Source organism: Formosa sediminum (assembly GCF_007197735.1).
Taxonomy (GTDB): domain Bacteria; phylum Bacteroidota; class Bacteroidia; order Flavobacteriales; family Flavobacteriaceae; genus Formosa; species Formosa sediminum.
On sequence record NZ_CP041637.1, the window covers coordinates 3,295,346 to 3,321,421 of the forward strand.

20 protein-coding genes are annotated in these 26,076 nt (G+C 31.4%); 9 read left to right on the forward strand and 11 right to left on the reverse strand.

From position 1 onward, the window contains the following. Window positions 1-10: 10 nt before the first annotated feature. Entirely contained in the window at window positions 11-586 is a 576-nt protein-coding gene (locus FNB79_RS14565; RefSeq protein WP_143382052.1) for a DJ-1/PfpI family protein, read from the reverse strand. Between the two features lie 183 nt (window positions 587-769). On the opposite strand from FNB79_RS14565, the gene FNB79_RS14570 reads away from it, so the two are divergent. Beyond that, the gene (locus FNB79_RS14570) at window positions 770-1,318 is read left to right on the forward strand and encodes a hypothetical protein (RefSeq protein ID WP_143382053.1); all 549 of its coding nucleotides are present in this window, start codon (window positions 770-772) and stop codon (window positions 1,316-1,318) included. A 63-nt stretch (window positions 1,319-1,381) separates the two neighbouring features. Here FNB79_RS14570 and FNB79_RS14575 read toward each other — a convergent pair whose 3' ends face one another. Next, window positions 1,382-3,013, reverse strand: a complete 1,632-nt coding sequence (locus FNB79_RS14575; protein WP_143382054.1) for an ABC-F family ATP-binding cassette domain-containing protein — start codon at window positions 3,011-3,013, stop codon at window positions 1,382-1,384. 189 nt (window positions 3,014-3,202) lie between these two features. On the opposite strand from FNB79_RS14575, the gene FNB79_RS14580 reads away from it, so the two are divergent. Continuing rightward, window positions 3,203-4,015 (forward strand): EcsC family protein, encoded by an 813-nt coding sequence (locus FNB79_RS14580; RefSeq protein ID WP_143382055.1) that lies wholly within the window; start codon window positions 3,203-3,205, stop codon window positions 4,013-4,015. 40 nt (window positions 4,016-4,055) lie between these two features. Here FNB79_RS14580 and FNB79_RS14585 read toward each other — a convergent pair whose 3' ends face one another. The 3 genes from FNB79_RS14585 to FNB79_RS14595 form a co-directional block, all read right to left on the reverse strand. Further along, complete coding sequence (locus FNB79_RS14585; RefSeq protein ID WP_143382056.1) at window positions 4,056-4,946, reverse strand: fructose bisphosphate aldolase; 891 nt, start codon at window positions 4,944-4,946, stop codon at window positions 4,056-4,058. Window positions 4,947-5,062: 116 nt separating this feature from the next. Next, window positions 5,063-6,022 carry a bile acid:sodium symporter family protein gene (locus FNB79_RS14590; RefSeq protein ID WP_143382057.1) on the reverse strand — a complete coding sequence of 320 codons (960 nt, stop codon included), beginning with the start codon at window positions 6,020-6,022 and terminating at the stop codon, window positions 5,063-5,065. Window positions 6,023-6,180: 158 nt separating this feature from the next. Beyond that, window positions 6,181-7,686 carry an aminotransferase class V-fold PLP-dependent enzyme gene (locus FNB79_RS14595; protein ID WP_143382058.1) on the reverse strand — a complete coding sequence of 502 codons (1,506 nt, stop codon included), beginning with the start codon at window positions 7,684-7,686 and terminating at the stop codon, window positions 6,181-6,183. A 448-nt stretch (window positions 7,687-8,134) separates the two neighbouring features. Between FNB79_RS14595 and FNB79_RS14600 the strand changes: the two genes are divergently transcribed. Beyond that, the gene (locus FNB79_RS14600; RefSeq protein ID WP_143382059.1) at window positions 8,135-9,538 is read left to right on the forward strand and encodes a porin family protein; all 1,404 of its coding nucleotides are present in this window, start codon (window positions 8,135-8,137) and stop codon (window positions 9,536-9,538) included. A 676-nt stretch (window positions 9,539-10,214) separates the two neighbouring features. On the opposite strand, the gene FNB79_RS14605 is transcribed toward FNB79_RS14600, so the two are convergent. Further along, complete coding sequence (locus FNB79_RS14605) at window positions 10,215-12,533, reverse strand: chondroitinase-B domain-containing protein (protein WP_143382060.1); 2,319 nt, start codon at window positions 12,531-12,533, stop codon at window positions 10,215-10,217. Window positions 12,534-12,860: 327 nt separating this feature from the next. On the opposite strand from FNB79_RS14605, the gene FNB79_RS14610 reads away from it, so the two are divergent. The 6 genes from FNB79_RS14610 (at window position 12,861) to FNB79_RS14635 (ending at window position 18,786) form a co-directional block, all read left to right on the forward strand. Beyond that, entirely contained in the window at window positions 12,861-14,072 is a 1,212-nt protein-coding gene (locus tag FNB79_RS14610; protein ID WP_143382061.1) for a sulfatase, read from the forward strand. Window positions 14,073-14,084: 12 nt separating this feature from the next. Continuing rightward, a complete protein-coding gene (locus tag FNB79_RS14615; protein ID WP_394345114.1) occupies window positions 14,085-14,450 on the forward strand; it encodes a sulfatase/phosphatase domain-containing protein in 366 nt (121 codons plus the stop codon). Window positions 14,451-14,454: 4 nt separating this feature from the next. After that, entirely contained in the window at window positions 14,455-16,194 is a 1,740-nt protein-coding gene (locus FNB79_RS14620; protein WP_143382063.1) for an amidohydrolase family protein, read from the forward strand. A 375-nt stretch (window positions 16,195-16,569) separates the two neighbouring features. Continuing rightward, window positions 16,570-17,178 (forward strand): hypothetical protein, encoded by a 609-nt coding sequence (locus tag FNB79_RS14625; protein WP_246073281.1) that lies wholly within the window; start codon window positions 16,570-16,572, stop codon window positions 17,176-17,178. Then, the gene (locus FNB79_RS14630; protein WP_143382064.1) at window positions 17,175-17,621 is read left to right on the forward strand and encodes a hypothetical protein; all 447 of its coding nucleotides are present in this window, start codon (window positions 17,175-17,177) and stop codon (window positions 17,619-17,621) included. Before FNB79_RS14625 ends, FNB79_RS14630 begins: the two co-directional genes overlap by 4 nt. Before the next feature lie 52 nt (window positions 17,622-17,673). Then, window positions 17,674-18,786, forward strand: coding sequence for a peptidoglycan DD-metalloendopeptidase family protein (locus FNB79_RS14635; RefSeq protein ID WP_143382065.1), 1,113 nt, complete (start codon window positions 17,674-17,676; stop codon window positions 18,784-18,786). A gap of 221 nt (window positions 18,787-19,007) precedes the next feature. Here FNB79_RS14635 and FNB79_RS14640 read toward each other — a convergent pair whose 3' ends face one another. The 5 genes from FNB79_RS14640 to FNB79_RS14660 form a co-directional block, all read right to left on the reverse strand. After that, window positions 19,008-19,262, reverse strand: coding sequence for a hypothetical protein (locus tag FNB79_RS14640; RefSeq protein ID WP_185967781.1), 255 nt, complete (start codon window positions 19,260-19,262; stop codon window positions 19,008-19,010). A 208-nt stretch (window positions 19,263-19,470) separates the two neighbouring features. Further along, window positions 19,471-21,021 (reverse strand): RagB/SusD family nutrient uptake outer membrane protein, encoded by a 1,551-nt coding sequence (locus tag FNB79_RS14645; protein WP_143382066.1) that lies wholly within the window; start codon window positions 21,019-21,021, stop codon window positions 19,471-19,473. Between the two features lie 27 nt (window positions 21,022-21,048). Then, entirely contained in the window at window positions 21,049-24,240 is a 3,192-nt protein-coding gene (locus FNB79_RS14650; protein ID WP_185967782.1) for a SusC/RagA family TonB-linked outer membrane protein, read from the reverse strand. A gap of 160 nt (window positions 24,241-24,400) precedes the next feature. Further along, entirely contained in the window at window positions 24,401-25,342 is a 942-nt protein-coding gene (locus tag FNB79_RS14655; RefSeq protein ID WP_143382068.1) for a FecR family protein, read from the reverse strand. A gap of 114 nt (window positions 25,343-25,456) precedes the next feature. Further along, window positions 25,457-26,011, reverse strand: a complete 555-nt coding sequence (locus FNB79_RS14660; protein ID WP_143382069.1) for a sigma-70 family RNA polymerase sigma factor — start codon at window positions 26,009-26,011, stop codon at window positions 25,457-25,459. Between the last annotated feature and the right edge of the window lie 65 nt (window positions 26,012-26,076).

Consider the following 26,076-nt stretch of genomic DNA (forward strand, 5'->3'; position numbering starts at 1 on the left):
TTTAATAGTATTATATACTAATTTTTACCCCCATTAAATCTAAGAAAGCTTTAATAAATGCTGGATGCCCAGGCCATGCTGGAGATGTTACTAAATTACCATCTACGTATGCCTTATCTGCAGGAATGTCTTGAAACTCGCCGCCCGCTAAAGTAACTTCTGGTCCGACTGCAGGGTAAGCAGTTAGTTTTTTTCCTCTTACTACATCTGCAGCTGTTAGTATTTGAATTCCATGACAAATGGCTGCAACCGGTTTATCTTCTGTAAAGAAATGTTTAACCATGTCTAATAAAGAGCTATTCAATCTTAAATATTCTGGAGCACGACCACCAGCTATAACCAATCCATCATAATCTTTAACTTCTACATCACTAAATGTATAATTTAAGACAAAATTATGTCCTGGTTTCTCTGTATATGTTTGGTCACCTTCAAAGTCATGAATAGCTGTTTTTATACTATCGCCTTTATTTTTATCAGGACACACAGCATGTACATCGTAACCAACCATTTGTAACATTTGAAAAGGTACCATAGTTTCGTAATCTTCAGTAAAATCGCCTGTAATAAAAAGTATTTTTTTCATTGTTTTAAAATTTAAGTCTAAACTTTAGTTATGTATTGTCTTTTAAATTTACAATGAATTTTTACCACACTATAAATCATCATGTTAAAAAATTGATAATCTTATACTTTAATGACCTAGCCACTTACTCTAATTTGTGATCTTACAAATACACTATATTTGCTTTTATAAAAACAATATTACATGAAAACGCTACATTTAAAAATAAACCTAATAACTGTTCTATTTATAACTTTAATGGTAACATCTTGCGATACTTTAGACGATTTTACAAAATTTGACATTACCTATAACGAATCTATTACCATACCTGCAACAATACCGATAGATATTCCGTTTGTCATCAATACCCCTGAAATTGAAACCAATTCTGAATCAACTTTTAGTGTAAATGACACCTCTAAAGACCTTATTGAAGATATTAAACTAACAGAATTTAAATTAACCTTAACCAATCCAAGTGATGAAGATTTTAGTTTTGTAGAAACTATTGAAATTTATATTGCTGCTGAGGGCTTAGAAGATACTAAATTGGCATGGAATACTACTCCCATTGAAAACGGCACCAATGTTATGTATCTTAAAACTTCTGATGAAGATTTGAAAGCCTATATTTTTGAAGATTCATTTTATTTAAAAATAGAAACAGGTACAGATGAAATTTTAACGCAAGACTACGACATTGATATTAAGACAGTTTTTGCCGTAGATGCCAAAATTTTAGGGATTTAAATTATATAAAAAGCCTTGTAGTTTGCAAACTACAAGGCTTTTTTAATTAAATAAACATATAATTTACTTTTCAAGATCTCGCATACTTTCCATTTTCTTAAGTTTTAAGAAGCCATTAATATCTTCAAAATGTTCTTTAACACGTTTGTTTCCAAATTCAAATACTTTAGTAGCCAAACCATCTAAGAAATCCCTATCGTGAGAAACCAAAATTAAAGTACCATCAAATTCTTTTAAAGCGTCTTTAATAATATCTTTAGTTTTCATGTCTAAATGGTTGGTAGGCTCATCTAGAATTAACACATTTACAGGTTCTAGCAATAATTTAATCATGGCTAAACGTGTTTTCTCTCCTCCAGAAAGTACTTTTACTTTTTTAGTAGAAATATCGCCACCAAACATAAAAGCACCTAATAAGTCTTTTATTTTATTACGGATATCACCTACGGCAATACGGTCTATAGTTTCAAAAATAGTTAAATCACCATCTAATAACGAGGCTTGATTTTGGGCAAAATAACCAATTTGAGCATTATGCCCTAGTTCCATACTGCCTTCAAAATCAATTTCGTTCATAATGGCTTTAACCATAGTAGATTTTCCTTCACCATTTTTTCCTACAAATGCAACTTTTTGTCCACGTTCGATAACTAAATTGGCATTATTAAACACCACATGGTCGCCATAAGATTTAGACAATTCATTAACAACAACAGGGTATTGTCCCGATCTTGGAGATGGCGGAAATTTAAGTTTTAAAGCCGCTGTATCTACTTCATCCACTTCAATAATTGTTAATTTCTCTAGCATTTTTACACGCGATTGCACTTGTAATGTTTTAGAATACGTCCCTTTAAAACGATCTATAAATTCCTGATTATCGGCAATCATTTTTTGTTGTTCCTCATATGCTTTTTGCTGGTGGGCGCGTCTTTCTTTACGCAACTCTAAATAATGAGAGTATTTGGCTTTATAATCGTAAATTCTGCCCATAGTTACCTCTATAGTTCTGGTGGTAATATTATCTACAAAAGCACGGTCGTGAGATATAACTACTACAGCTTTAGCTTGAGTAATTAGAAAATCTTCTAACCATTGAATACTTTCTATATCCATATGGTTAGTAGGCTCATCTAAAAGAATTAAATCTGGTTTTTGAAGTAGAATTTTTGCCAATTCAATACGCATACGCCACCCGCCACTAAACTCTGATGTTGGTCTATTAAAATCTGAACGCACAAAACCAAGCCCTAATAAAACTTTCTCTACTTCTGCTTCATAATTTATTTCTTCAATAGAATAAAATTTTTCACTCAATTCAGACACTTTTTCAATCAATTTCATGTAGGCATCACTTTCGTAATCTGTGCGTACTGTTAATTCTTCATTTATAGCATCTATTTCTGCTTTCATATTAAAAATAGAAGCAAAAGCTTTAGAGGCCTCTTCCATAACTGTACACTGATCTTCTGTAAGTAAATGCTGTGGTAAATACGAAATAACATAATTTTTAGGAGCAGATACGTTCCCTCGTGTAGGCTTATTTTGGCCTGCTATAATTTTAAGTAAAGTAGATTTTCCTGCACCATTTTTACCCATTAAGGCAATTTTATCGTTTTCATTTATAGAAAAAGACACATCACTAAATAATGTTGTTCCGCCAAATTCTACTGCAATCCCGTCTATAGATATCATTTAAAAAAGTGTTTTATAAGTGGGCAAATATAATTGATATCGGTACATGTAAACAAAAGAATTTAAATAAAACAAAAGCTTCTATTTCAATACATTTTACAATAATTATATATCTTAAGATAACTTTAAATATACTCTGGTATAGATTTTGTAATTTTAAGAAGTATTCATCAATCAAAACAAATACTTATGGACACATCCTTAAGCGATTTACATATTAAAGAATTAACAACTGCTGTAGAATTACTTGAAAATCCAAGTATAGCAGCAAAAATTACAAATGTTATAGGTATGCCTATAGAAAAGGCTATCGATTTTCTTCCTGATAATTGGCAAGTAAATATTGCTAAAATCACTCAAAAATCGTTAACTAAAGCTACCGAAGCTGCCATTTGGTCTTTAGATGACGTACAGGTAGAACAACCATCTAATGTCTGGCATAAATTTGGTGCAGCGCTTTCTGGTGGTGTGGGCGGATTTTTTGGATTGGCAGGTTTAGCTGTTGAGTTACCTGTTTCGACCACTATTATGTTACGCTCTATTGCCGATATTGCAAGATCTCAGGGTGAGTCTATTAGCGATTACGATACCAAGTTAGCCTGTATGGAAGTATTTGCTTTAGGAGGAGAAAGCTCTACAGATGATGATGCAGAAAGTGGATATTTTATAGTAAGAGCTGCACTTGCTAATTCTATTACTGAAGCCTCTAGATTTGTAGCTACCAAAAAAATAACTGAAGAAAGTGCTCCTGCCTTAGTAAAGTTTATTGTAAATGTTGCGACTAGATTTAATGTAATAGTAACTGAAAAAGCTGCTGCCCAAGCTATTCCGGCTATTGGAGCTATTGGTGGTGGTATTATAAACACTTTATTTATCGATCATTTTCAAGATGTCGCTAAAGGACATTTTATTGTAAGAAAATTAGAACGTATTTATGGTAAAGAAGTTATTGAAAGTTGGTACAATTCTGTTCTAGAACTTAGCGAAACAAATAAAGACTAGTTTTTAAACTAGTCTTTTATAGCTTTATACAAATATAGTATTAAGTAATTGATGCTTGATAAATACTCTCTATGGCCTGATTTAGAGTCGATGAAAATTCGGCCTCACTTTGTTCAAATTTTAAATCGTTTAAAAGGGCTCTAGAAAAACTTGCTATTACGCCTTTGTTTTTAGCTAATAGCATATTTGCGGTCTCAATATCATAACCTCCAGAAAGAGCAAATACACGTAGTACTTTTGCATGATTAACTAAATCTTTATAAAAATCTGGAACTGAAGGCAATGTAAGTTTTAAGATAACTTTTTGATCTTCTTCTAATTTTCCTAATTCTAAGAGTATAGCTTTTTTTAGTAGCGCTTCAATTTCAGATTTATCTTTGGCATGAATATCTACTTCTGGTTCTAATATAGGTATTAAACCTGCTGCTAAAATAGTTTTTCCAAAGCTAAACTGTTGCTTTACAATTTTATCTATACCCACGGTATGATCTTCATATATAACTGAACGCATTTTAGTACCAAATATGCCTAAAGATTTAGCTTCTGTTAATCGGGCTTCTAAATTTGGGATGGGCTTCATTAACTTAACACCTTCGTTTAAATCTTCTAACCCTTTATCAACTTTTAAAAAAGGTACAATATGTTTATCTAACAAATACGTAGGTACCGGTGTATTATCAATTAAACCTTTCATAGTTTTTTCAAACAAAATAACCCCTAGAATTTTATCTTCGGAAAAACTTTTATCTGAAATAACACGCGTACGCATGTCATGAATTAACTGAAACATCTCGGTTTCATCTTTATATTGATCTGCTGTAACACCGTAACCTAAAAGGGCTTTTGGTGTACTTCCGCCACTTTGGTCTAAAGCTGCAATAAAGCCTTTACCTTCTTTAATACGGTCTAGTTGCTCTTGAAATGTATACATGAGATTATATTTTAGAATTTAAAACGTATTTAACTTACATAAAGGTGCAAAAAGTTAAGTCGTTTAACAATAAAATACATATAAAAATCCGTTAAAGTTTATAAGACTACTATAGATTACCTTCTTGCTAATTTTGATGCTACTATACTAATAATGAATATCTGAGACGCATGAAAAATCATTAACGGCAACAAAATCACACTGGATGCTGCTGTATTTTTAAATAGAATTTTATAAAAAATAGTTCCGTGTACTAAAGACTTCTTTGTGCCGCAAAATTGTGCTGTAATTGTATCTTCAGTACTAAATTTTAATTTAGATGCTATAAAACCAATAATATAAAATACAATAAAAAACAAGGCGATAACAATTAAAAATAAAATGGCAAAATCAAACAATTTTATACTACTAAATATGTTGTTATAAAACGATTCGGCAAAGCTTTTATATATTACTAAAAGAATTACAGATTTATCGAAAAGCGTAAGTTGTTTACTGTATTTTAAAGCTAACGCATGGCCATATTTTTGTAACGATATTCCTAAAATAACCGGAACTATAATACCAATAATTAAATTAATGTATATAGAAGAATAGTCAAAATCTGTTCCCGATTTTTCCATAAATAATCCTACCCAAAGTGGTGTGATTACAATTCCTATAATTCCAGAAATACTAGCATTAAATATTGCTGCAGGGACATTTCCTCTTGCTACAGACACCATTACTACCGAGGACGAAACAGTAGAGGGTAATGCAGCCATAAATAAGAGTGCTAACCAAAAACTATGTTGTTCTGGAGTGTTTACAAATGGATAACACATAAAAATTATTAATGGAAACAATACAAATGTAGACAGTTGCACAAGCATGTGTAGTTTCCAGTTGTATAAACCTGACTTAATCTGTGATGGACTTAATTTTAATCCGTAGAAGAAAAATATTAAAAAGAAACCAACAGAACTTATAGTTGAAATAGGAAAACGACTTCCTTCTATTCCAAATTGAGGTACATTATATGCAAAAATAATAACTGCAATAATTGCAAGTATAAAACGGTCTATTTTAAATTTCATAAAAGTGTATTTAGCGGCAAAAATAAACGAACTTAAATATTTTAAATCTTTTATTTTGTTAACTTTTTAAGCGCTATATATAATGATAAAAAAACTTCATCTATACAGTATAGATGAAGTTTTTTTAAATGGTAAAAAGTAATTTTATTTTATCTGATTTACAATACAAACCAATTTTTAGTTTTTTCTATGATATCTGCATCTTTAGTCGCATCTTCAAACTCGTTATTTGCTTGATTGTACACGTAATCGGTACTCCAAGACTCATGATTTTCTGCTACTTGTTTAATAGCATCGCAGATAAATTCCAACTCTTTATTTGATGTTACTGGATGTAATGATAAACGTACCCAACCTGGCTTATTTGTTAAATTTTTAGCATTTAAATCGTCTACCATTTCTGTAGATTTATCTTTATCATAATCAAATAAATAATGGCCATATGTACTTGCACAAGACCATCCACCACGCACTTGAATACCAAAACGATCGTTTAATAAGCGAACTATTAAGTTATAATGTACATTTTGTATCCCGAACGATACACATCCAATACGCTTTACCTCTGTATTTCCAAGAATAAAAATATTTGGTATGTGTTTAAGTTTTTCAAAACAATATTCTAATAACTCTTCCTCCCTTTGGGCAATATAAGCTGTATTCATTTTTTCCTTTAAACGAATAGCCAAAGCCGTACGCATAACTTGTAAAAATCCTGGTGTTCCACCATCTTCGCGCACTTCAATATCTTTAAAATAAGCATATTCACCCCAAGGATTTGTCCATTGTACATTTCCGCCTCCTGGCACATCCGGACAATTTGCTTTATATAGCGTTTTGTTAAAAACTAACACGCCACACGTTCCTGGTCCGCCTAAAAATTTATGTGGTGAAAAGAAAATAGCATCTAAATGCGCACCTTCATCTTCAGGATGCATATCAATATCGACATAAGGCGCCGATGCTGCAAAATCTACAAAACAATATCCTCCATGTTTATGCATTACTTTAGCCAAATCTTTATATGGAGAAATAATCCCTGTAACATTAGAACAAGCTGTAAACGATCCTATTTTGATGGTTCTGTCTTTATATTCTAATACTGCTTTCTCTAATTGATCTGGACAAATTAATTTATCGTCGTTACATTTTACAATTACAACATCTGCAATCGTTTCTAACCAAGGTACATGATTAGAGTGATGCTCCATATGCGAAATAAAAACCACCGGTCGGTCTTGTACTTCCATTTCGGCTTTCTTTTGTTTAGCATTAGGAAAACGTAATCCCATAACACGTTGTAAAACAGACAACACACCTGTCATTCCCGTATTGGCTGTTACCAACACATCATTTTCATTTGCATTAACATGAGATTTAATAATACTACGCGCATACTTATAAGCATAGGTAGAAGCTTTTCCTGTTTCGCTTGAAAACGAATGCGTATTTGCTACCATTGGCCCTATTTCTTCTTGCATGATTTTTTCTATGGGTGCATATAGACGTCCGCTTGCTATCCAATCGGCATAAAGTACTTGTTGAGTGCCAAATATGCTTTTAAAAGTATAATTGTCACCTACTACACCATCCTTAAAGGTTTTAAAATAGGTTTCTAAATTTATGTCGGTTAAAAATTGGTCTGAAGTTGAAGTTTTTCTCATGCTTTATTTTCTAATATCAATTCCCATTTAGAGCGGGTAAATTTATAATTGATGGCTAAATTACTATAATAATATACAATCCAAAACTATTTTTTCTGTAGAATTCTTTTTTTGATATAACTTCACTTTTTTATACAAAAAAAATCCATATAAGTTTTTTATAAATGCTGTGACCAATTATAGATAATAAACAACTAGACTATAAAACACTTAAAAAAAAGTATAAAACTTTTATTATAAAAACAAGAAGTATTATTAACATTTTACCTAATTTAATTGTAAATTAAATTATATTTTTAAGAGTAAAAATCCCGTTAAAAAGATCTATAATTAAATATGACATAAGTCATTGTGCACATTGCATAGTTAACCGAATTTTGCACTCTTAAAAGAATTGAAATAAGAAGCCCTTTTTTATTACTCGATTTCAATTGAAAGACTAAGTTAAATGCAAAACGTACAGCTACATCACTTTAAGTCATTATTTACTAGCGGTTTCTGTAAATTTATAAATTGGAGAGCACTACAAATTCTTATAGCCATATTAATTTTAAATCCGCAATACGTATTTTCTCAAATTAAAGATACTGTTATCAATAAAGCAGCTAATCCAAAGTTTACTTATACACTTTTTAATAATACAAATTTAAAAGTAAAAGTTGGAGGTTATATACAACCACGTGCTCAATACACAGAATGGAACCCTGGAAGTACCGATAAAAATGGAGATTACAAAAATGACGATTTTGGATTTGCAGTGAGACGTTTAAGATTAGGTGCCAACCTCACCTACTCAGATAAGTTTTTGTTTAGATTAGGTTTTGGAGAGAATAATTTTAACGAAAAAGGTAAAGATTTTCCGTATTTAAAAATTCTTGATCTGTACGCAACTTATAACCTATCAAAACCATTTGCTATTTCATTTGGAAAATCGACTTATGATGGATTGTCACGTTTTGCTGCACCATCTACATCGACTATGATGCAAACCGATTTAAACGTAATTACACAACCTACTTTAAATTATACAGACGATATTACACGTGAACTTAGTTTGGTATTTTTAGGAGATATTGGACCATTAAATTACCGTTTGGTATTTATAAAACCATTTAGTTTTGATTATACTGGAGCCAATCCTGCCACTCCAGACGAAGGTGTTGCCCAATTTACAGATCATTATAGAAACATACAATATACAACGTATATAAAATATGATTTTCTGGATAAAGAAAACAATCGTGGTCCTAATTTTATAGGAACTTATCTAGGAAAAAAGAAATTACTTTCTGTGGGTATTGGTGCTAAATATCAACATAACGCATTATATTCTGAAACCAATGCTGTAACTACGTATCACGATATGAATTTATGGTCTGCAGATATGTTTTGGGATCAACCTGTAAATACTTCTTGGATGGCTGCTATAAATGGTTATGTGGGCTATTTTGATTATGATTTGGGACCTAATTATTTAAGAAATGTAGGAGTAAATAATCCTGCTTTTGGAATAGACAATGTTTATAATATTGTTAATGGATCTGGAAACGCTTATCCGTATTTAGGTAGCGGACAAAGTTTTTACGGACACTTTGGAATTCTTTTTAATAAAATGGGTAAACAAACAGATTGGGGTCAGTTAGAACCCTATGTTGTTTTACAATCCAGTGATTTTGATGCTTTAGAAGAAAATATGGTTGTAGGTAGTGTTGGATTAAATTGGTATTTAAACGGACACTATTCTAAATTTAGTTTAGACATACAAAATAGACCTTTATTTTCTGAAGTAGATTTAAAAGAAACTGATAGAAAATATATGTGTGTATTACAGTATAACTACATTTTACATTAAAACAAGGTGAAGTAGTTTTTTTCAGTTTTCCATTTCATACTTGTATTTAGAAGCGGCTTTGTTTTTACAAAGTCGCTTTATTTTTATAAGCTGAAAAACAACTAAAAAAATTAAAGTAAAACCATAATTCTTAATAAGATTATAAACTACAAATTCCAATTGTGTGGTTTTTCTCTATGTTTAGCTTCTTGAATAGCACTTTCTAGATTATTAAATCTTTTATGGTTAGCCTTTCAATGTATTTAACAAACTAATACTATAAGCTTTTTTCTATTATAACAAGGAATTGCTGTACGACTTAAAGAAGTACTCGTTTTTTTAATTTGTAATACTGAAATGTATAAATACACTATAAAAGACTATCAATATCCTATTTTAATACACGAAAATCCAACATAGTGTTTTATTTTAATTAGAAGAAGTCCTATCTAATGTATTGTTATAAACTACTAGATTAAAATAGTTTGTTATATATTATTATTGCAATTCCCTTAATGCAAATTTAAAATTATTTTAAACACAACTTAAAACTAATTATTTTATAAAATTAAGATATCTAATAGCAGGTAATCCCTCAAGAAATATATACCCCATTTCATTTCAAAATACTATAAAAAAAAAGAGCTTACAACATTATGCTTGTAAGCTCTCTTAAATTGAAATTAATTAGAATAAATTAATACATTAATTTCATTTTTAAATTTTGCTCTGTTTTAACTTCTCCAGAATTCTCTAAAGTATTATTTACAGATTTTTGTCCTTTTTCACCCCAAAGGATAATTACATATGGTGTAGGATTATCTTTAAATGTATTTCCGTTAAAGTCTAAATTTACAATTCCGCGAGTCTGTAATAAAAATTTACTATCTTCTTTAGCACCGCTTTCTTTAACAGTATTATTTTTGAATACTAATGTCCCTCCAATCGTAGATTCGTCATAACCACCTCTGTAGTAATTTAGCACGTTTTTATCTACATTCTCAAAAACTGAATTTTCTATTGTAACAAACTCTGCACTATAATCTCCTTTATCATCATCTTCTCCTGCTAATTGAATTCCATTTGCACAGTCTGAAATTTCTGTGTTTTTAAACACAATAGTATCTGCAAAAGATCCTTTGTAGCTCATCAAAACAGTGTTGAAATTAGAAATTTCACTATTATTTACACTTAAGTTATATGCAATAGACATGTTTTTATCTAAAGTTGAGAATGCATCTTGTGTGTTATTTCCTTTTAAAGCTACATTATCTAAAACTAAATTTCCTTTAGGTAACATTAAGAATAATGCAGAACCTTTAGCTCCAGTATATTCAATTTTTACTTGACGTTTACTAGATGATTTAATTGTAATGGCTTTATCTATATTTAAAGTTTCTGAAATTTTGTAAGATCCAGATTTAACTTCTAAAACATCTCCTGAATTTGCAGTGTTTAATGCTTTTACTAAAGCTGAAGCAGATGTTACTTTAATGGTTTTTGATTTTTTAGGAGCTGCTGCTTTATACCATGTTGGTCCGTATTCAGATTTGTTAATACTCACTAACCCATCTGTCTTATAAGGAAAAGTTACAGCACCAATTGCTTTGTTATTAATTCGCTCTGCACCTAAAAGGTCTTTGTCTATTGTATTAAAATCATAACCGTTGTATACATCGCTAAATGCTTTTGTAGGGGCATAAAACCAATCAGATAATTTAGTTAACTCTATAGATTCTTGAGTTAATCCGCCATCTGTATCTACATCACCTTCAATTTTATTATTTGTAATGTTGTTTTTAAACTTAACACCATCTACTTCATTATAACCATAAATTTGAGTTGTTTCGCTAGCATCATGATTATAAATTAAGTTATTTGCTACTACAGTACGAATTGGTCTTGCAGAACGAATTTCGCTCTCTGGTAACACATCACTTTTATCAACATTAGTACCTACACTAAATTGTAATGGAATTAAATTATCTATAAATGTATTATAAGCAATTACAACATCTGTTACTTGATTATATCTGTTTAAAGGCGATTTAGGAATACCGTTCATTACAGCAATTGCGCTTCTAAATTCGTTCCCTCTAATTTTGTAAAAATAGTTATTAGTAATCCAGTGTCCGGTATTAACAACACGCACACCACCAATAGCAGTAGAGTTATCATTACCAATAAATACGTTACCATCTACTTTAGCATAGTTACCATGACGTAATACTAAAGATCCTTCACATTCAAAAAAGATGTTGTTTTTAAATTCGTTAAAGTTAGATTTACTAGAAATAATTTCTACTTCACCATTACATTTTTCGAATAAGTTATTTTTCACTTCTGTGTAAGAAGGTGTCATAGATGTAAAACTACTTCCTATTTGTAAAGTTTCACCATGAGGTCCTCCCAATCTTGGACGTTCTCCAAAATAGTTATTTACAATTTGATGGTGATTATAAATGTTTTCATTTCCGCTTAAAAATACACGAATTGTAGGTCCTGGATTAGATTTTCCAGCAATATAACAGTTACTTAATTCGTTATGCTTTCCGTAAAATTGTACCCAATGATCTTTAAAATCGCGATCTACTTGTGTAAATGCATCAATAACACAATTAGTAACTTTACTATGATTTGCTACAGTATCATCATCTGTTCTAAAATCTATAACTGTATTTTTTGGAGTATACCCGTTTCTAAAATATAATCCTGAAACTTCAAGATAATTACCTCCTAATCTTAAAGTAGATTGTCCTTCTATAAAAACTTGTCCTGAAGTTTCGGCTTCCAAAACAATAGGTTGTTCTTTTGTTCCTTCAGCTTTAAATTTTATAATAACATCCGTCCAAACACCATTGGCCATAATAATATGACTGCCTGGTTTAGCAGATTTAATTGCAAGATCTAATTCTTGCGCGTTTTTAACTACCGTCTTTAAAGCCTGAGCACTAAGCTGAGCTGTAAAGAGAATTGAAAGTAGTAAAATTGAAATTGTACTTTTAGTTATTTTCATTTGTATATAGTTTTAATAAACTGGTTAACCAATTTGGTAAACCAAAAATACAAATTCTTACACTTTAAATCAAAAAAATTAATAAAATAATTTATAAAGGTTTTTTTTGAAGTAATAACAATATAGTGCCGCTTTAAAACTTAAATTTTATCAATACCGAAATTTTAATTTACACAAACCACTTAAATGTATTTAAATACAAGGTAATACCTTTAACCATCAACTGTTCGGGTAATAAAATAACATAAAATTGAGTTTAAAAAATCATGATCATTATGTCAATTATTAGTAGTTTAGGAGTTAAAAGATTACGTATTATAATACATTATGAAAAATACTCCCCTAAAGTATGCGCTTTTTTTATTACTTACAATAACTATACAAAGCTGTAACTCTTCAAAAAAAGACCCTCAAAAATATCCAAAAAAACCTAATATTTTATTTATATCTGTAGATGATCTAAGACCTACTTTAGGTGCATATGGAGATACAATAGCTGTAACTCCAAATATTGATAAATTGGCAAAAGATGGAATGACATTTAGACAAACTTTTTCTCAAGTAGCCGTTTGTGCACCTTCTAGAGCAAGTTTAATGACGGGACTAAGACCAGATTCTACACGAGTATGGCATTTAGGTGATGCGTTTAGAAAAATTAATCCCAACACCGTAACCATGCCGCAATATTTTGCTAAAAACGGTTATCATACAGTTAATCTTGGTAAAATTTTTCATAATTATATGCCAGATTCTATTTCTTGGGACGAACCAGATTTACGTCCAGAAAAATATTTACGTAAAGATTGGTTAAATCGCGATGGAGAAACCTATTACATTAGTGAAGAAGTTAACAAATCGCAAGCCATTAAAAGAGATTCTTTATTAAAATTAAAACCTATACGTTATGCAGATGGCTGGAATACAGGACCAGCTTGGGAAGCTGCCGATGTTAACGACAGCATGTATTATGATGGTGCACAAACCGAATTGGCAATAAAAACGTTAACACGCTTAGCTAATAGCGATCAACCCTTTTACATGGGATTAGGTTTTTTTAGACCTCACTTACCTTTTACCGCGCCTAAAAAATATTGGGATATGTACGATCCTGAAGCAATTCCTCTAGCAAACAATCCTAATGTACCTAAAAATGCTCCTAACTATACCATGAACTCCATGTACGAATTAAGACATTACGATGGTTTTAACCATATTGGTCACCCACAATCCGAATATAGAATGAGTGAAGACACCACACGCATCTTAAAACACGGCTACTACGCCAGTGTAAGTTATGTAGATGCTTTAGTTGGAAAATTAATTACACACTTGAAGGATATAGGAATATACGATAATACCATTATAATCCTATGGGGAGATCATGGTTGGAAATTAGGAGATCATAACAGTTGGGGAAAAATGACTAATTACAACATTGATTTGCAAGTACCCATGATTGTGAGATATCCTAATCAAGAAAATAGAGGAAAACAAACTTATGAAATTACAGAACTTGTAGATATGTTTCCTTCGCTTTGAGAAATTGCTGGTATAAATGTCCCTGAATATATGCAAGGAAGTAGTTTTGTGCCTTTAATTAAGGAACCTAATCGAGAATGGAAAACAGCAGCATTTAGTCAGTTTCACCGCCGACCTAATCATGCTGCAGACGGAAATCGCTATATGGGGTATTCTATTAACACAAAATCCTATCATTATATAGAGTGGTACGAATGGAATCATACAACTGGAACACGTGGTGATTTTAAAAATGCTGAATTATACGATCGTGTTAACGACCCCTATGAAACAGTAAATATTGCAGATGAAACGGCACAAAATGAAATTGTAAAACAATTATCTAAACAGCTAGCAGCAGGTTGGAAAAATGCAAAACCAAACTTAAATAAATCTTAAACATATGACTATTAAGTTTTCATTACTAGTAACCATTTTCTTATCGACCGTTTCGGTAGTAGCCCAAACTTATATCACAAATGTGACAATCTTAGATGTTAAGAAACAAAAACTAATAAAAAATCAAACTATTGAAATTACCGGCGATCTAATTTCTAATATAAAAAAAGCTAATAGAATAAAAATTCCAGAAACAGCTACAGTTATAGATGGAACAGCTAAATATATAATCCCTGGTTTAGTAGATTCTCATATTCATTTTTTTCAAAATGGCGGATTATACACACGTCCAGATGCTATAGATTTGCAAAAATATTGGAGTTACGATCAGGAAATAGCATTAGCCAAATCTGATATGGAAACAACTTTAAAACGATATCTACAAAATGGAATTACAACTTTAATAGATGTTGGTGCTACATATAACTTCTTAGAACAACGTAACACATTTAAAGATAAAACCTACGCTCCAGAGATTTTAATGACGGGGCCTTTATTAACAACTTACGAACCCGAAGTCTACTCTAATCTAGGAAAAGATGAACCCTTTATATTAACGCAGACTATAGAAGACGGTATTAACGGTGTAAAGGCTCAATTACCTTATAAGCCTGATTTTATTAAAATTTGGTATATCGCAGGACGAGACGGTTTAAGTATCGAAGAAAGTGCACGTAAAAATTTGCCTATTGTTAAAGCTATTATTGATGAAGCACATAAAAACAATTTAAAAGTTGCTGTACATGCTGTACAACAAATTACAGCCAAATTAGCTGTAGAACATGGTGCAGATTTTTTAGTACATAGTGTAAAAGATGAAGTTATTACTCCAGAATTTATTAACTTATTAAAAACACACAATACCGTATTATCTCCTACTCTACAAGTACATGGTGCTTATAGAAAAACTTTTGGTCAACGCTTAGAACCGAGTGATTACGAATTAAGAACTTCTGATCCGCACCAATTAGGTACTTTATTAGATTTAAAACATTTATCCGATTCGGCTTTGGTTAAAACCTACAAAACACATTCTAATACACCAAAGAGTATTTCAAGCTTAAAAAAAGCAGATTCTATAAGCATGGTAAATCTAAAAATTCTTGCAGATGCCGGAATATTAATAGCTACGGGTACAGACGCAGGTAATATAGGTACACTACATGCTTCATCCTATTTAGCCGAATTAAAAAAAATGCATGAAAGTGGAATGAGTAATTGGCAAATTTTACAAGCATCTACTTTAAATGGGGCTAAAATATTTGATAAAGAAATGGAATTTGGATCTGTAACTATTGGTAAAAAAGCTAATCTTTTACTTTTAGATGCTAATCCCATTGATTCGATTGAAAATATCACCAAAATTAACTTAATACTAAATAAAGGAGTCGTTTTTAATCCCGCTGAATTATTGCAAGATTCTCCTGCAGATTTAGCTCAGCGCCAGTTAAATGCTTACAATTTTAGAAATATTGAAGCTTTTTTAGAACCCTATGCAGAGGATGTAGAAGTTTACACTTTTCCTAATACTTTAAAATATAAAGGCAAAGCCACCATGCGTGAAATTTATGGTAAATTGTTTAAAAATGTTCCAAATTTACATTGCGAATTAGAAAGTCGCATAATAAAAGGAAATGTTGTAATTGATAAAGAACGTGTACAATTTGGAAATACTATTAAAGAAGCCATTGCCATCTATCATATAGAAAACAATAAAATTAAGAAAGTGTATTTTGTAAAATAAGGTTAGTAATTCTTAATAAATAACAAAACTAATGGGTTTTATCTTTTAAATAAAAAAATAGTCATACCGCGTTAACTTTGTCTATAAAACTTTGAAATTAGACTGCTCAATTTATTTTTTTATAACTTTGCAAAAAAAATAATAAGCATCAATTACTTGTAAAAACGTGTTTACATTTAGCCAGTATGTAAATCTTTTTAAGTTATTCTAAAAAAAGATAACACACTATTTTACGTCAAAAAAATCATGTATTATAATTTAGAATTCCAAGAGTACAAATCACTAATTACTCATATTATTATAATAAATGGTGTTTAGTATGTACTACTAAATAGCTATGATTTCTTAATGTATTGATATGCTTAAAAGCATAACATGACAAAACCTTCAAATCGTTTAAAAACTTCAAAGAAAACCCACAAAGCCATTCAAGTATTTTCCAAATTTGCAATCATGTGTGTACTAACCCTATTTACAATCATGATTGTTTTAGAAAAATACAAAACACATGCTTTGGAATCGGGTATTATTATAGCACTAATTATAATAACCATGTGGTTAGGTTACAAATATTTAGATGTTCATCTTAACGAATACACTTATGAAGAATTTCTTGTCGTTATTTGGGTGCCTATAGGTGCTGTTTTATGTTATTTTTTAAATATTTATGGCGCATTGGGCGGTGTTTTATCTACTGCTTTAACAGGAACAGTGGCTTCATTTCTACCAGTACTCAATACCAAATCTGAGTATTTAAAGAAATTACCTCCAGCAATTTATTGTGGATCTTTTATTGGTATGTCTAGTGTAGAAATAGCACCTTCTATAAGTTTTGTTATTGTAGCAGGAATTTTATCGGGTGTGTTCTTACTTGTATCCAAAAGCATTTTCTTAGGTATTGGAGGCAAATTAGGTATGGTTGCCTTTGGAGGAGTACTTATGGTTTCTTTTGTGTATTGGTGTTATATATGGCTGGGATTATGAACACATTTATAATAATTATTACCGGAATTTTGGGAGCGACCTCAACATTTTATGTTAATGAACATTTAAAACAAGGCGCAGTAAGAGCATCTGCATTATTATCATTATGTGTTAGCTTATTTTTTTATTGTTTACCAGACCTTTTAAATTCCTATTTAACCCAAAACATACCTACCGCATTTATAGGAGCATCCTTTGTAGGTATGGTATCATCTAAAGCCATTTCTCATTACAAATGGTTAATTTTAGCTGGAATTATTTTTAGTATAATATATATTAATAAAAGCACCTTCTTTAAAGGTTATGGCGGCGCGTTAGGTACAACAGCTTTTATTGCTTTATTAGCAACAATGGCTATTCCTGTAGTCTTTTCAAGAAAGAAAAAAATTACAAATGGTATTTTAATCTTTAGAAAATGGCTATTTAGAGACAAAGACGAATAACCCTATACTTAATTTATAAAAAATATGGTATGGTTTATGTTTAAATTCAAACATGAAACAACTTATAATCATACTTTTAACCTGTATTACAGTAGCATCGTGTAAACAAGCGCGACAAATTACAGATGCTATAACTAAACCTTCGGCTAAATCTGTTTTTGAACGTGATTTAAAAGATGATAGTATTGTTAAACACTATGAAAAGCATTATTCAGCGGCAAAGAATAATGGTTTAATTCTTCAAATTCCTGCTTTAATACAATCTAAAGCAGACACTCCGCTATTAAAAATTTTAGCTTACACCATAGATTTACAACAAGGTGAACGTTTAAAAATAGAATGTAATTTACCTACAGACAGCTTACAATTAGTTATGGATTTATATTCGTTTACAAACGATTCTACAATCTCTAAAAAACCAATCGCATCTAACACTACAGCTTCTAACATTATATCTTATAACGTTACTAATACAGGTACTTATAAAATTGTAGTATTTCCGAATACCAAAAATCAAACTCACTTTAATTTAAAACTATATACAGAGCCTACATTAATTTTTCCTGTAAGTGGTAAAGGCAATACATCTATACAAAGTTTTTGGGGAGCAACAAGAAGTGGTGGTAAGCGTACTCATGAAGGCATTGATATTTTTGCTGCTCGAGGCACTCCTGTGATAGCTGCAACCGATGGTTTTATTTCTAATACTGGCAATCGAGGTTTAGGCGGTAAGCAAGTATGGTTACGAGATGGTCTTTTTGGGTCTTCGTTATATTATGCCCATTTAGATAGTATAGCTGTAACTCGAGGACGCCAAGTTCAGACAGGAGACACACTCGGTTTTGTGGGAAATACCGGAAATGCAATAACAACAAGTCCGCATCTACACTTTGGTATTTACACAAGTAAAGGCGCTATAAACCCACTGCCATTTGTAAAACAAACCGTTCTTCCTGAATTTAAAACAGATTTATTACTTAGTACTAGTGAAACCCGATTATCAAAAAATGAACTTAGGGTATCTCCAAATGTAAAAGCAGAAAAAATTAGAGATATAAAAGCAAAAACTGCTGTGCAGATTTTAGGAAAAACACAGTCATGGTTTCACCTTATCGTAAATGATTCTTTGGAAGGATTTATGCATGAATCATTAATTATACAATAAATATTACCTCTTTGGTAATTAAAAATTTAGATTTATTTTTATTAAAATATAAATGCGGTGTAATGATATAAAAAAGTACTAAATCATTTATTGTTACAATGTTCTAAAACCTTCATCTAAAAAATAAATGTTTAATTAGGTGATAGTACGTAATCTAAACCTCTTAAAGAGTTACATTTCCAATATCTAAATGCTTTATAAATACTGTATATACTATTAATTTAGGCTTTAACAGCTCTAATTATAGTTTGATTAGGAGACACATACAGTTCCCATTTTGCACCATTATATTCTAGCAAACCTTTATTATTTGCTACGTATATGTTTTTATTTTTGGCTTGTGAAATGGCCCAATTTTGGTTATCTGCGCCATAATCTATAGGCGAATAAATTTGTATTGGCGGATATTCTTGTGCATAATAGTTTGCTTTTACACTAAAAAGTATAAGAAAAACTATATGTTTAAGTAATTTCAATGGTAACGAGTTAGTTGTTTAGAACTAATATAGTGAAATCAGTAACAACTGGCAATAAGATTAGCTACGTCATTCGCACAAAAAACCTTTATATTCCAGAAATTAATAGGTTTCGTTTTACTTTAAACTTAATTTTTGTTAAAGTTTAAATACAATAAGAGGCACCATTTTTAAAATAGATGCCCCTTAATTAATCAAACAACAAAATTTAATATCCTGGATTCTGGATAAAGTTTTCATTTTTATTCATCTCATCCTGAGGTATTGGTAATAGGTATCTAAATTTTTCAAAATTAGACTGAGGTTCTAATCCGTTAATCCCAAATACTTCACTACCCAGATCTCTACGCACAATATCGTACCATCTTTTCCATTCAAAAGCAAATTCAATACGTCTTTCTTCTAGAATTAGAGTTCTTAATTCGGCAGTAGAAATTCCCGTTTGTATATTTTCTGGAAAATCAGAGGACACATAAGTTCCTAAATCGCCTCCATAAAAATCAATTACACCACCTTGTCTGGCACGGTTTCTAATTTGATTAACATATGTTTCTGCTTCGGTTGTAAATCCTAATTCGTTTGCGGCTTCGGCTGCAATTAATATAACCTCGGCATATCTAAACGCTACGTAATCAAAATCAGATCGCCATCCCGCAGTCGTTCTTCCTTCGCCAGGAAATCTTGTATATTTAGCTATATGTGGTCTAGGAATTTCAAAATCTGTATATGCTCTAACAATTCCTGTTTCATCATCTAAAATTAAAGCATCTGTCATACTTACTTTTAGGCGGTAATCGTTAGCATTCCAAGTATTATATACATTAAGATGTGGTACAAGCATACTCCAACCTCCTAATGGAGATTCGCCGCCTTCTACGCCATTAAACGGACCAATTTTATTATCGTTCTCATAGGTAGTTGGATTTGGATTTTGCCCCGTTTGATTACTTGTAAAATCTACCAAAAAAATATTTTCTGTAGATCCCCATTGTTCACTATTTCTAAATAAATCTTGAAAATCGACTTCTAAAGCATAATTCAATTCGCCAGCATTATCTATTACCCACTTAGATTGATTGTAAGCATTTTGCCACTCCCCTAATGTTAGATAAATTGAAGCTAAATAAGAAGCTGCTGTGCCTTTAGATGGACGTGATCTTACATTATCTCTAGGCGCCATATTTAAATTTTCGAATGCAAAAGTCATATCTTCAATAATATAAGAATATACTTCTTCTGCAGATGACAATTGAATACTTAATGGATCTACAATATCTGGACTATCTATATACGGTATATTCCCATAAAGTCTAACCAAATGGTAATATAAAAAAGCTCTAACAAATCTAGCCTCGGCTTCTGCTGCTAATGTTTCTGCAGTGACCTCTTCATTTAACAAACCTATCCCTTGTATTGCGGTATTTGCAGTCGAGATGGTTTGGTAAGATGAAGCCCACAAATCTGATACATAAGAATTAGTAGGAGTTACTAAAAAGCGACTAAACTCGGTGTAATCACTAAATTCATATCCATTATCTACCATATCACTCATTAGCTGTAAAGGCACTGTAAGCCCTGCACCATAATAACTAGAAGATGCCATAAGCCCGTAGGTACCATCTATCATAGGATATACGTCATCTATAGTGTTAAAAAATCCTTCCGGTGTTAAAGTACCCACAGGGTTTTCGTCTAAGTCTGCACAACTTACTGTAGAAAAGAACAGACTTAATGCAACCATTTTTAATATATTTTTCATAATTATATTTTTGAGAATTGTGAACTATTAAAATCCAATATTTAGTCCAACGGTATACGATTTTACATTTGGATAACTACCATAATCTAATCCTAAATTACTGCTTGAATTACTATAAGACACTTCCGGATCTACACCTTTGTAATTAGTAAATGTGAATAAATTCTGACCACTTATATAAAATCGTGCTGAAGACACCTGTAGTTTAGACAATAGTAATTCTGGCAAATTATAACCTAGAGAAATATTTTTTATTCTTACATAGCTTGCATTATCAATCCATCTGTTAGATGTAACATAACTCCTACTCACTCTAGCTTGAGGTACATTTGTGTCTGTATTATCCGGCGTCCAACGGTTTAGTGCAGCGGTAGTCACATTTGTTCTTCCATTTAATGCACCCAACTCCATAAGCGTGTAATTTAAAATTTCTCCACCTTGAGATCCTTGTACAAAAACATTTAGATTTATATTTTTATAACTAAAATCGTTATTCCATCCCCAATTAAAATCTGGATGAGGATCGCCTATTATAGCTCGGTCATCGTCTGTTAGTGCGCCATCGCCATTTAAATCTCTAAACTTCTCGCCTCCTACAGCTTCACCACCAACAAGAACTTCGCTTTCAGACTGTACTACACCATCGTAAATGTATCCCCAAAATTCACCAACAGATTCACCTTCTCTTAATATTTGTGAAGTTCCGCCACCTGAAAGAGGATTAGAAGAATAGTAAATATCATTGCCTTCGGTATCATTTTCAACAAGCTTTATAATTTCGTTTTTATTAAATGAGATATTAGCAAATGTGCTCCATTTAAATGCACCTTGAAAGATGTTAGCATGCGCTGCAAACTCAAAACCTTTATTTTCTACCGTTCCAATGTTTTGAAGTTGAGTTTGAAATCCGGTATAATTTGGTGTAGGCACATTAAATAACAAATCTGTTGTTTGCATCATATAATAGTCTGCTGTAAGACCGAATCTATTTCTTAAAATTTCGAGATCTACTCCAATATTTGTTTGCGCTGTGGTTTCCCAAGTTAAATCGTTATTAGATTGTGTAGACGGACGAATAGCATTTACTGCATTACCTTGTACAGTAGTAAATACATCTGTAAATGATGCTAAAGATTGATACGGACTTATGGCCTGATTCCCAACTTCACCATAACTTAATCTTAATTTAAGCATACTAATAAGATGAGAATCTGCTAAGAAATTTTCTTCTGAAATTTTCCAACCAAATGCTGCTGATGGAAAAAATCCGTATTTATTATTTTTTGCGAATACAGAAGACCCTTCTCTACGCCCAGTAAATGTGAATAAATATTTATTGTTTAATGTATAGTTAACACGACCAAAAGATGCTTCGAAAGTTGTTTCAGACCATTCAGAATCTACAGCAGATGCATTAGCACCAGCACCTAAATTCCAATAGGAAAATGAATCTGAAATAAATCCTGAAGCTAAAGCACTAGTGTCTTCAGAATTATCGTTTTGATAAGAATACCCTAACATAACAGCCACATCGTGAACTTTTGCAAACACCTTAGCGTAGTTTAAATAATTTTCACTTATTAAACTTGTACTTTTATTAGTAGTAAGAGTAGCTTCCCCACCAACACTATTACCTCGATCTAAAGTAGTTGGATAATACTGTCCTATTCTTGAATCATTTACACTAACACCTAAAGTAGATTTTAATTTTAAGTCTTTTAAAATATCAATCTCTGCATATACATTTCCTTGAAATAAATCTGATTTTTTTTCATTCTGATATTCTGTAGCGAGCGCATAAGGATTATCTATAGGGTAGCCTATAACACTTAATGCATAATCTCCATTTGCAGTTGTTATACTTTGTGTAGGAGAAAATTTATATGCTCCAGAAATTACACCTGTTTGTGCTGCATCTCCGCCTTCTTGACTTTTAACGCCATTACTATTTGTACGTCGTACAAAAATGCTAGTCCCTACCTTTACAGCCCGAGACGCTTGCAAGTCTAAATTTGTGGTTAAAGAATACCGATTAAAATCTGAATCTTCTACAACACCTTCTTGATCAAATACTGCTCCAGACACGTAGTAACTTAATTTTTCTGAACCTCCAGAAACAGAAAGCTGATAATTTTGAACCGCACCAGTTCTGTAGATTTCGTCTTGCCAATCTGTACCAGTACCTGTTAACTCTGGTACAAAGTCTGGATCTATTTCCTGAATATAATCTGTAAATTGATCGGCATTAAGAAGATCTAATCTATTTATTTCAGATTGAGATGAATATGATGTTGAAAAACTGAATTGAGCTTTCCCTTCTACACCCCGTTTTGTACTTACAAGTATTACACCATTAGCTCCTCTAGCTCCATATACCGCAGTAGACGAGGCATCTTTAAGCACTTCAATAGATTTAATATCTTCTGGAGGAGGCATAACACCGTCAATAAATCCGTCTACCACTATAAGCGGATTATTGCTTGCATTAATTGAAGTATTTCCACGTATCTGAATACTATAATCAGAACCTGGGGCTCCGTTTGTAGATTGTACGGTTACTCCTGCGGCTCTACCTTGTAGCGCCTGAGTAGCATCGGTTACTGGAAAAGCAACCAAATCATCTGAGCTCACTGAAGATACAGCTCCGGTTAAATCGCTCTTTTTTACGCTCCCATAACCAACCACAACAACTTCATCTAACCCTGCTGCATCAACATCCAAATTAATAGAGACATGAGACTGGCCTTCAAGAGGCAGTTCTTGTGTTGCATATCCTAAATAAGACACTACTAAAATAGCATGACTTGTAGAAACAGTTAGGGTAAAATTTCCGTCGTAATCTGTAGTCACTCCATTTGTAGTGCCCTTTTCAACTACATTTGCACCTGGTAGCGGAAAACCCGTTTCGTCATTTACTAAACCTTCTACTTTAAAGTTCTGTGTGACTTTTACTGTTTTTTGAGAGTTATTTAAATGCCCTATTAATACATCTTTACCTTTTATTTTATAGCTAAAATGTGCTTGTTGCCCCAAATCTGATAGCACAGCATCTATAGGTTGATTAGTGTAAACAGCATTAAAATGATTCTTATTTTTAGCAATAAAATCGCCATAAGTAATATTGAAATCAGTTATTTTTGATATTTTAGTTAAAATTTGTACAAGTGTAGCGCCTCGTTCATTAAGCGTAACATTTGTATTGGTTATGATTGTAGACATACCATAAGTTTGATAGCTGCTTATAAGACATATAAACAGAGCTAATAGGAATAATTTCCTAAATGAATGTTTCATTTAATTTAGTATTGGTTTTTTTATTTTTTTTTTAAATTCAATGCTTATTCTGAGGGGTTTGTGGCCGCAAACCTCTCTTTTTATATTAATCTTTTGTTATTTCAATCATGCTATTATGTTTAATTAGTTTTACTTCATTTATAAAATTTATTCTAGATATTAAATCATCTAAAGATTCATCTTTACGTATTCTTAAGGAATAGAAATACATCTGCTCTATGTTTTTATTAGTAATCACAAATGGGATCTTATAAACTTGCTCAAGAGCTTTAGCCAATTCTAGAATCTTAACTTGTTCTAGAACCACTTCTTCTTTCCACCACAATGTATTAAGTTCTGCATTTACGGCAGTTTTACTTAAAGTATTCGTGTTATTATTATAGGTAACTTTCTGGTTAGGTTTTACTAATACAGAATTGGTTTGAGACGAAACATTTACCAATCCTGTATTTACAATAACTTCTACAATAGAATCTAAAGTTGTAACATTAAAAGATGTCCCAAGCACTCTAGTAGAAACGGTTTGAGTTTTAATAACAAATGGCTGATCTGGATTTTTAGTAACGTTAAAGAAAGCTTGTCCTTTTAATTTTACAAAACGAATTGAATCGTTAAAAACCTTTGGATATTCCAAAGTACTATTAGCATTTAAAATAACCATAGTACCATCGGGTAATTGCACGCTCTCTTGAGTTCCTGAAGGTGTAGTTTTTATAATATTAGCAATTAAGTATTCTGATTTATTTGTACTAAACAGATCTGATTTCAACATAAAAAACAGACTAAAGCTAAGTAGAATAATAATTGAAGCTGCAATACCAATTCTCGAGAAACGCTTAGGCTGTTTCTTTTTCTCTATGTTCTGATGAATTCTATTTTTTAAGGCTAGATTGTATTTGAATTCTTTAGGCGAATCTCCCGTTTTATTCATAGCCTCAAAGAAGGCGTCAATAAGTTTAATATCTTCTTGAGATGCAATACCTGTTTCGTATTTTTTTAAAATACGTTTAAATTCCTTTTCTGTCATAGTATAATAATTAAGGATAAGCTCCCTTTACTATGAAGTACCAGAAAAATACTGTTCCCCTATTTATTTTCTACTTATTAAAGGTTTATTAACCTAGCTAACACTTAATTAACATTACACTAATGTTAAACCGGCTAATAAGATTTGAAACAGTACCATTTCGGAATTATACACCCCAGATTCCCTTAATATTCTTAAAGCTTTATTAATCTGATTATCAACTGTGCTTGTAGAGATATCTAATCGGTTAGCAATTTCCTTATAACTTAAATTTTCTTTAAAACGGAGTTTAAATATTAAAAGGCAACGCTCTGGAAGCACATCGTGAGCAAGTATGTCTATTTTTTGTACAAGTAGTAGTTTATTTTCTTCTATACTTTTAATAGCTTCAGACTCATCATTATTTAATGTCCCTTCTAATTTTTCGAGCATAATTTCTGTAAAAGGTGTACTACGTAATTTTTTTGCACATTGAAATTTAACAGCCTTATATAAATACGCTCTATAATGATCTATAGACAAATCGTCTAACCTTTTCCATAAATCCAAAAATACTTCTTGAATAATATCTTCTGCAGCTTCTCGAGATCTCAAGATATTATTTGCATATGCGAATAATTCATACCAATACATATTATAAGCATTATTATAATCTTGAGTCTTATTCATAATAAAAAGAATATTTGAGTAAACTAAAAACAAAATAAATGGTTTTAAGCCTAATTTAATTACTT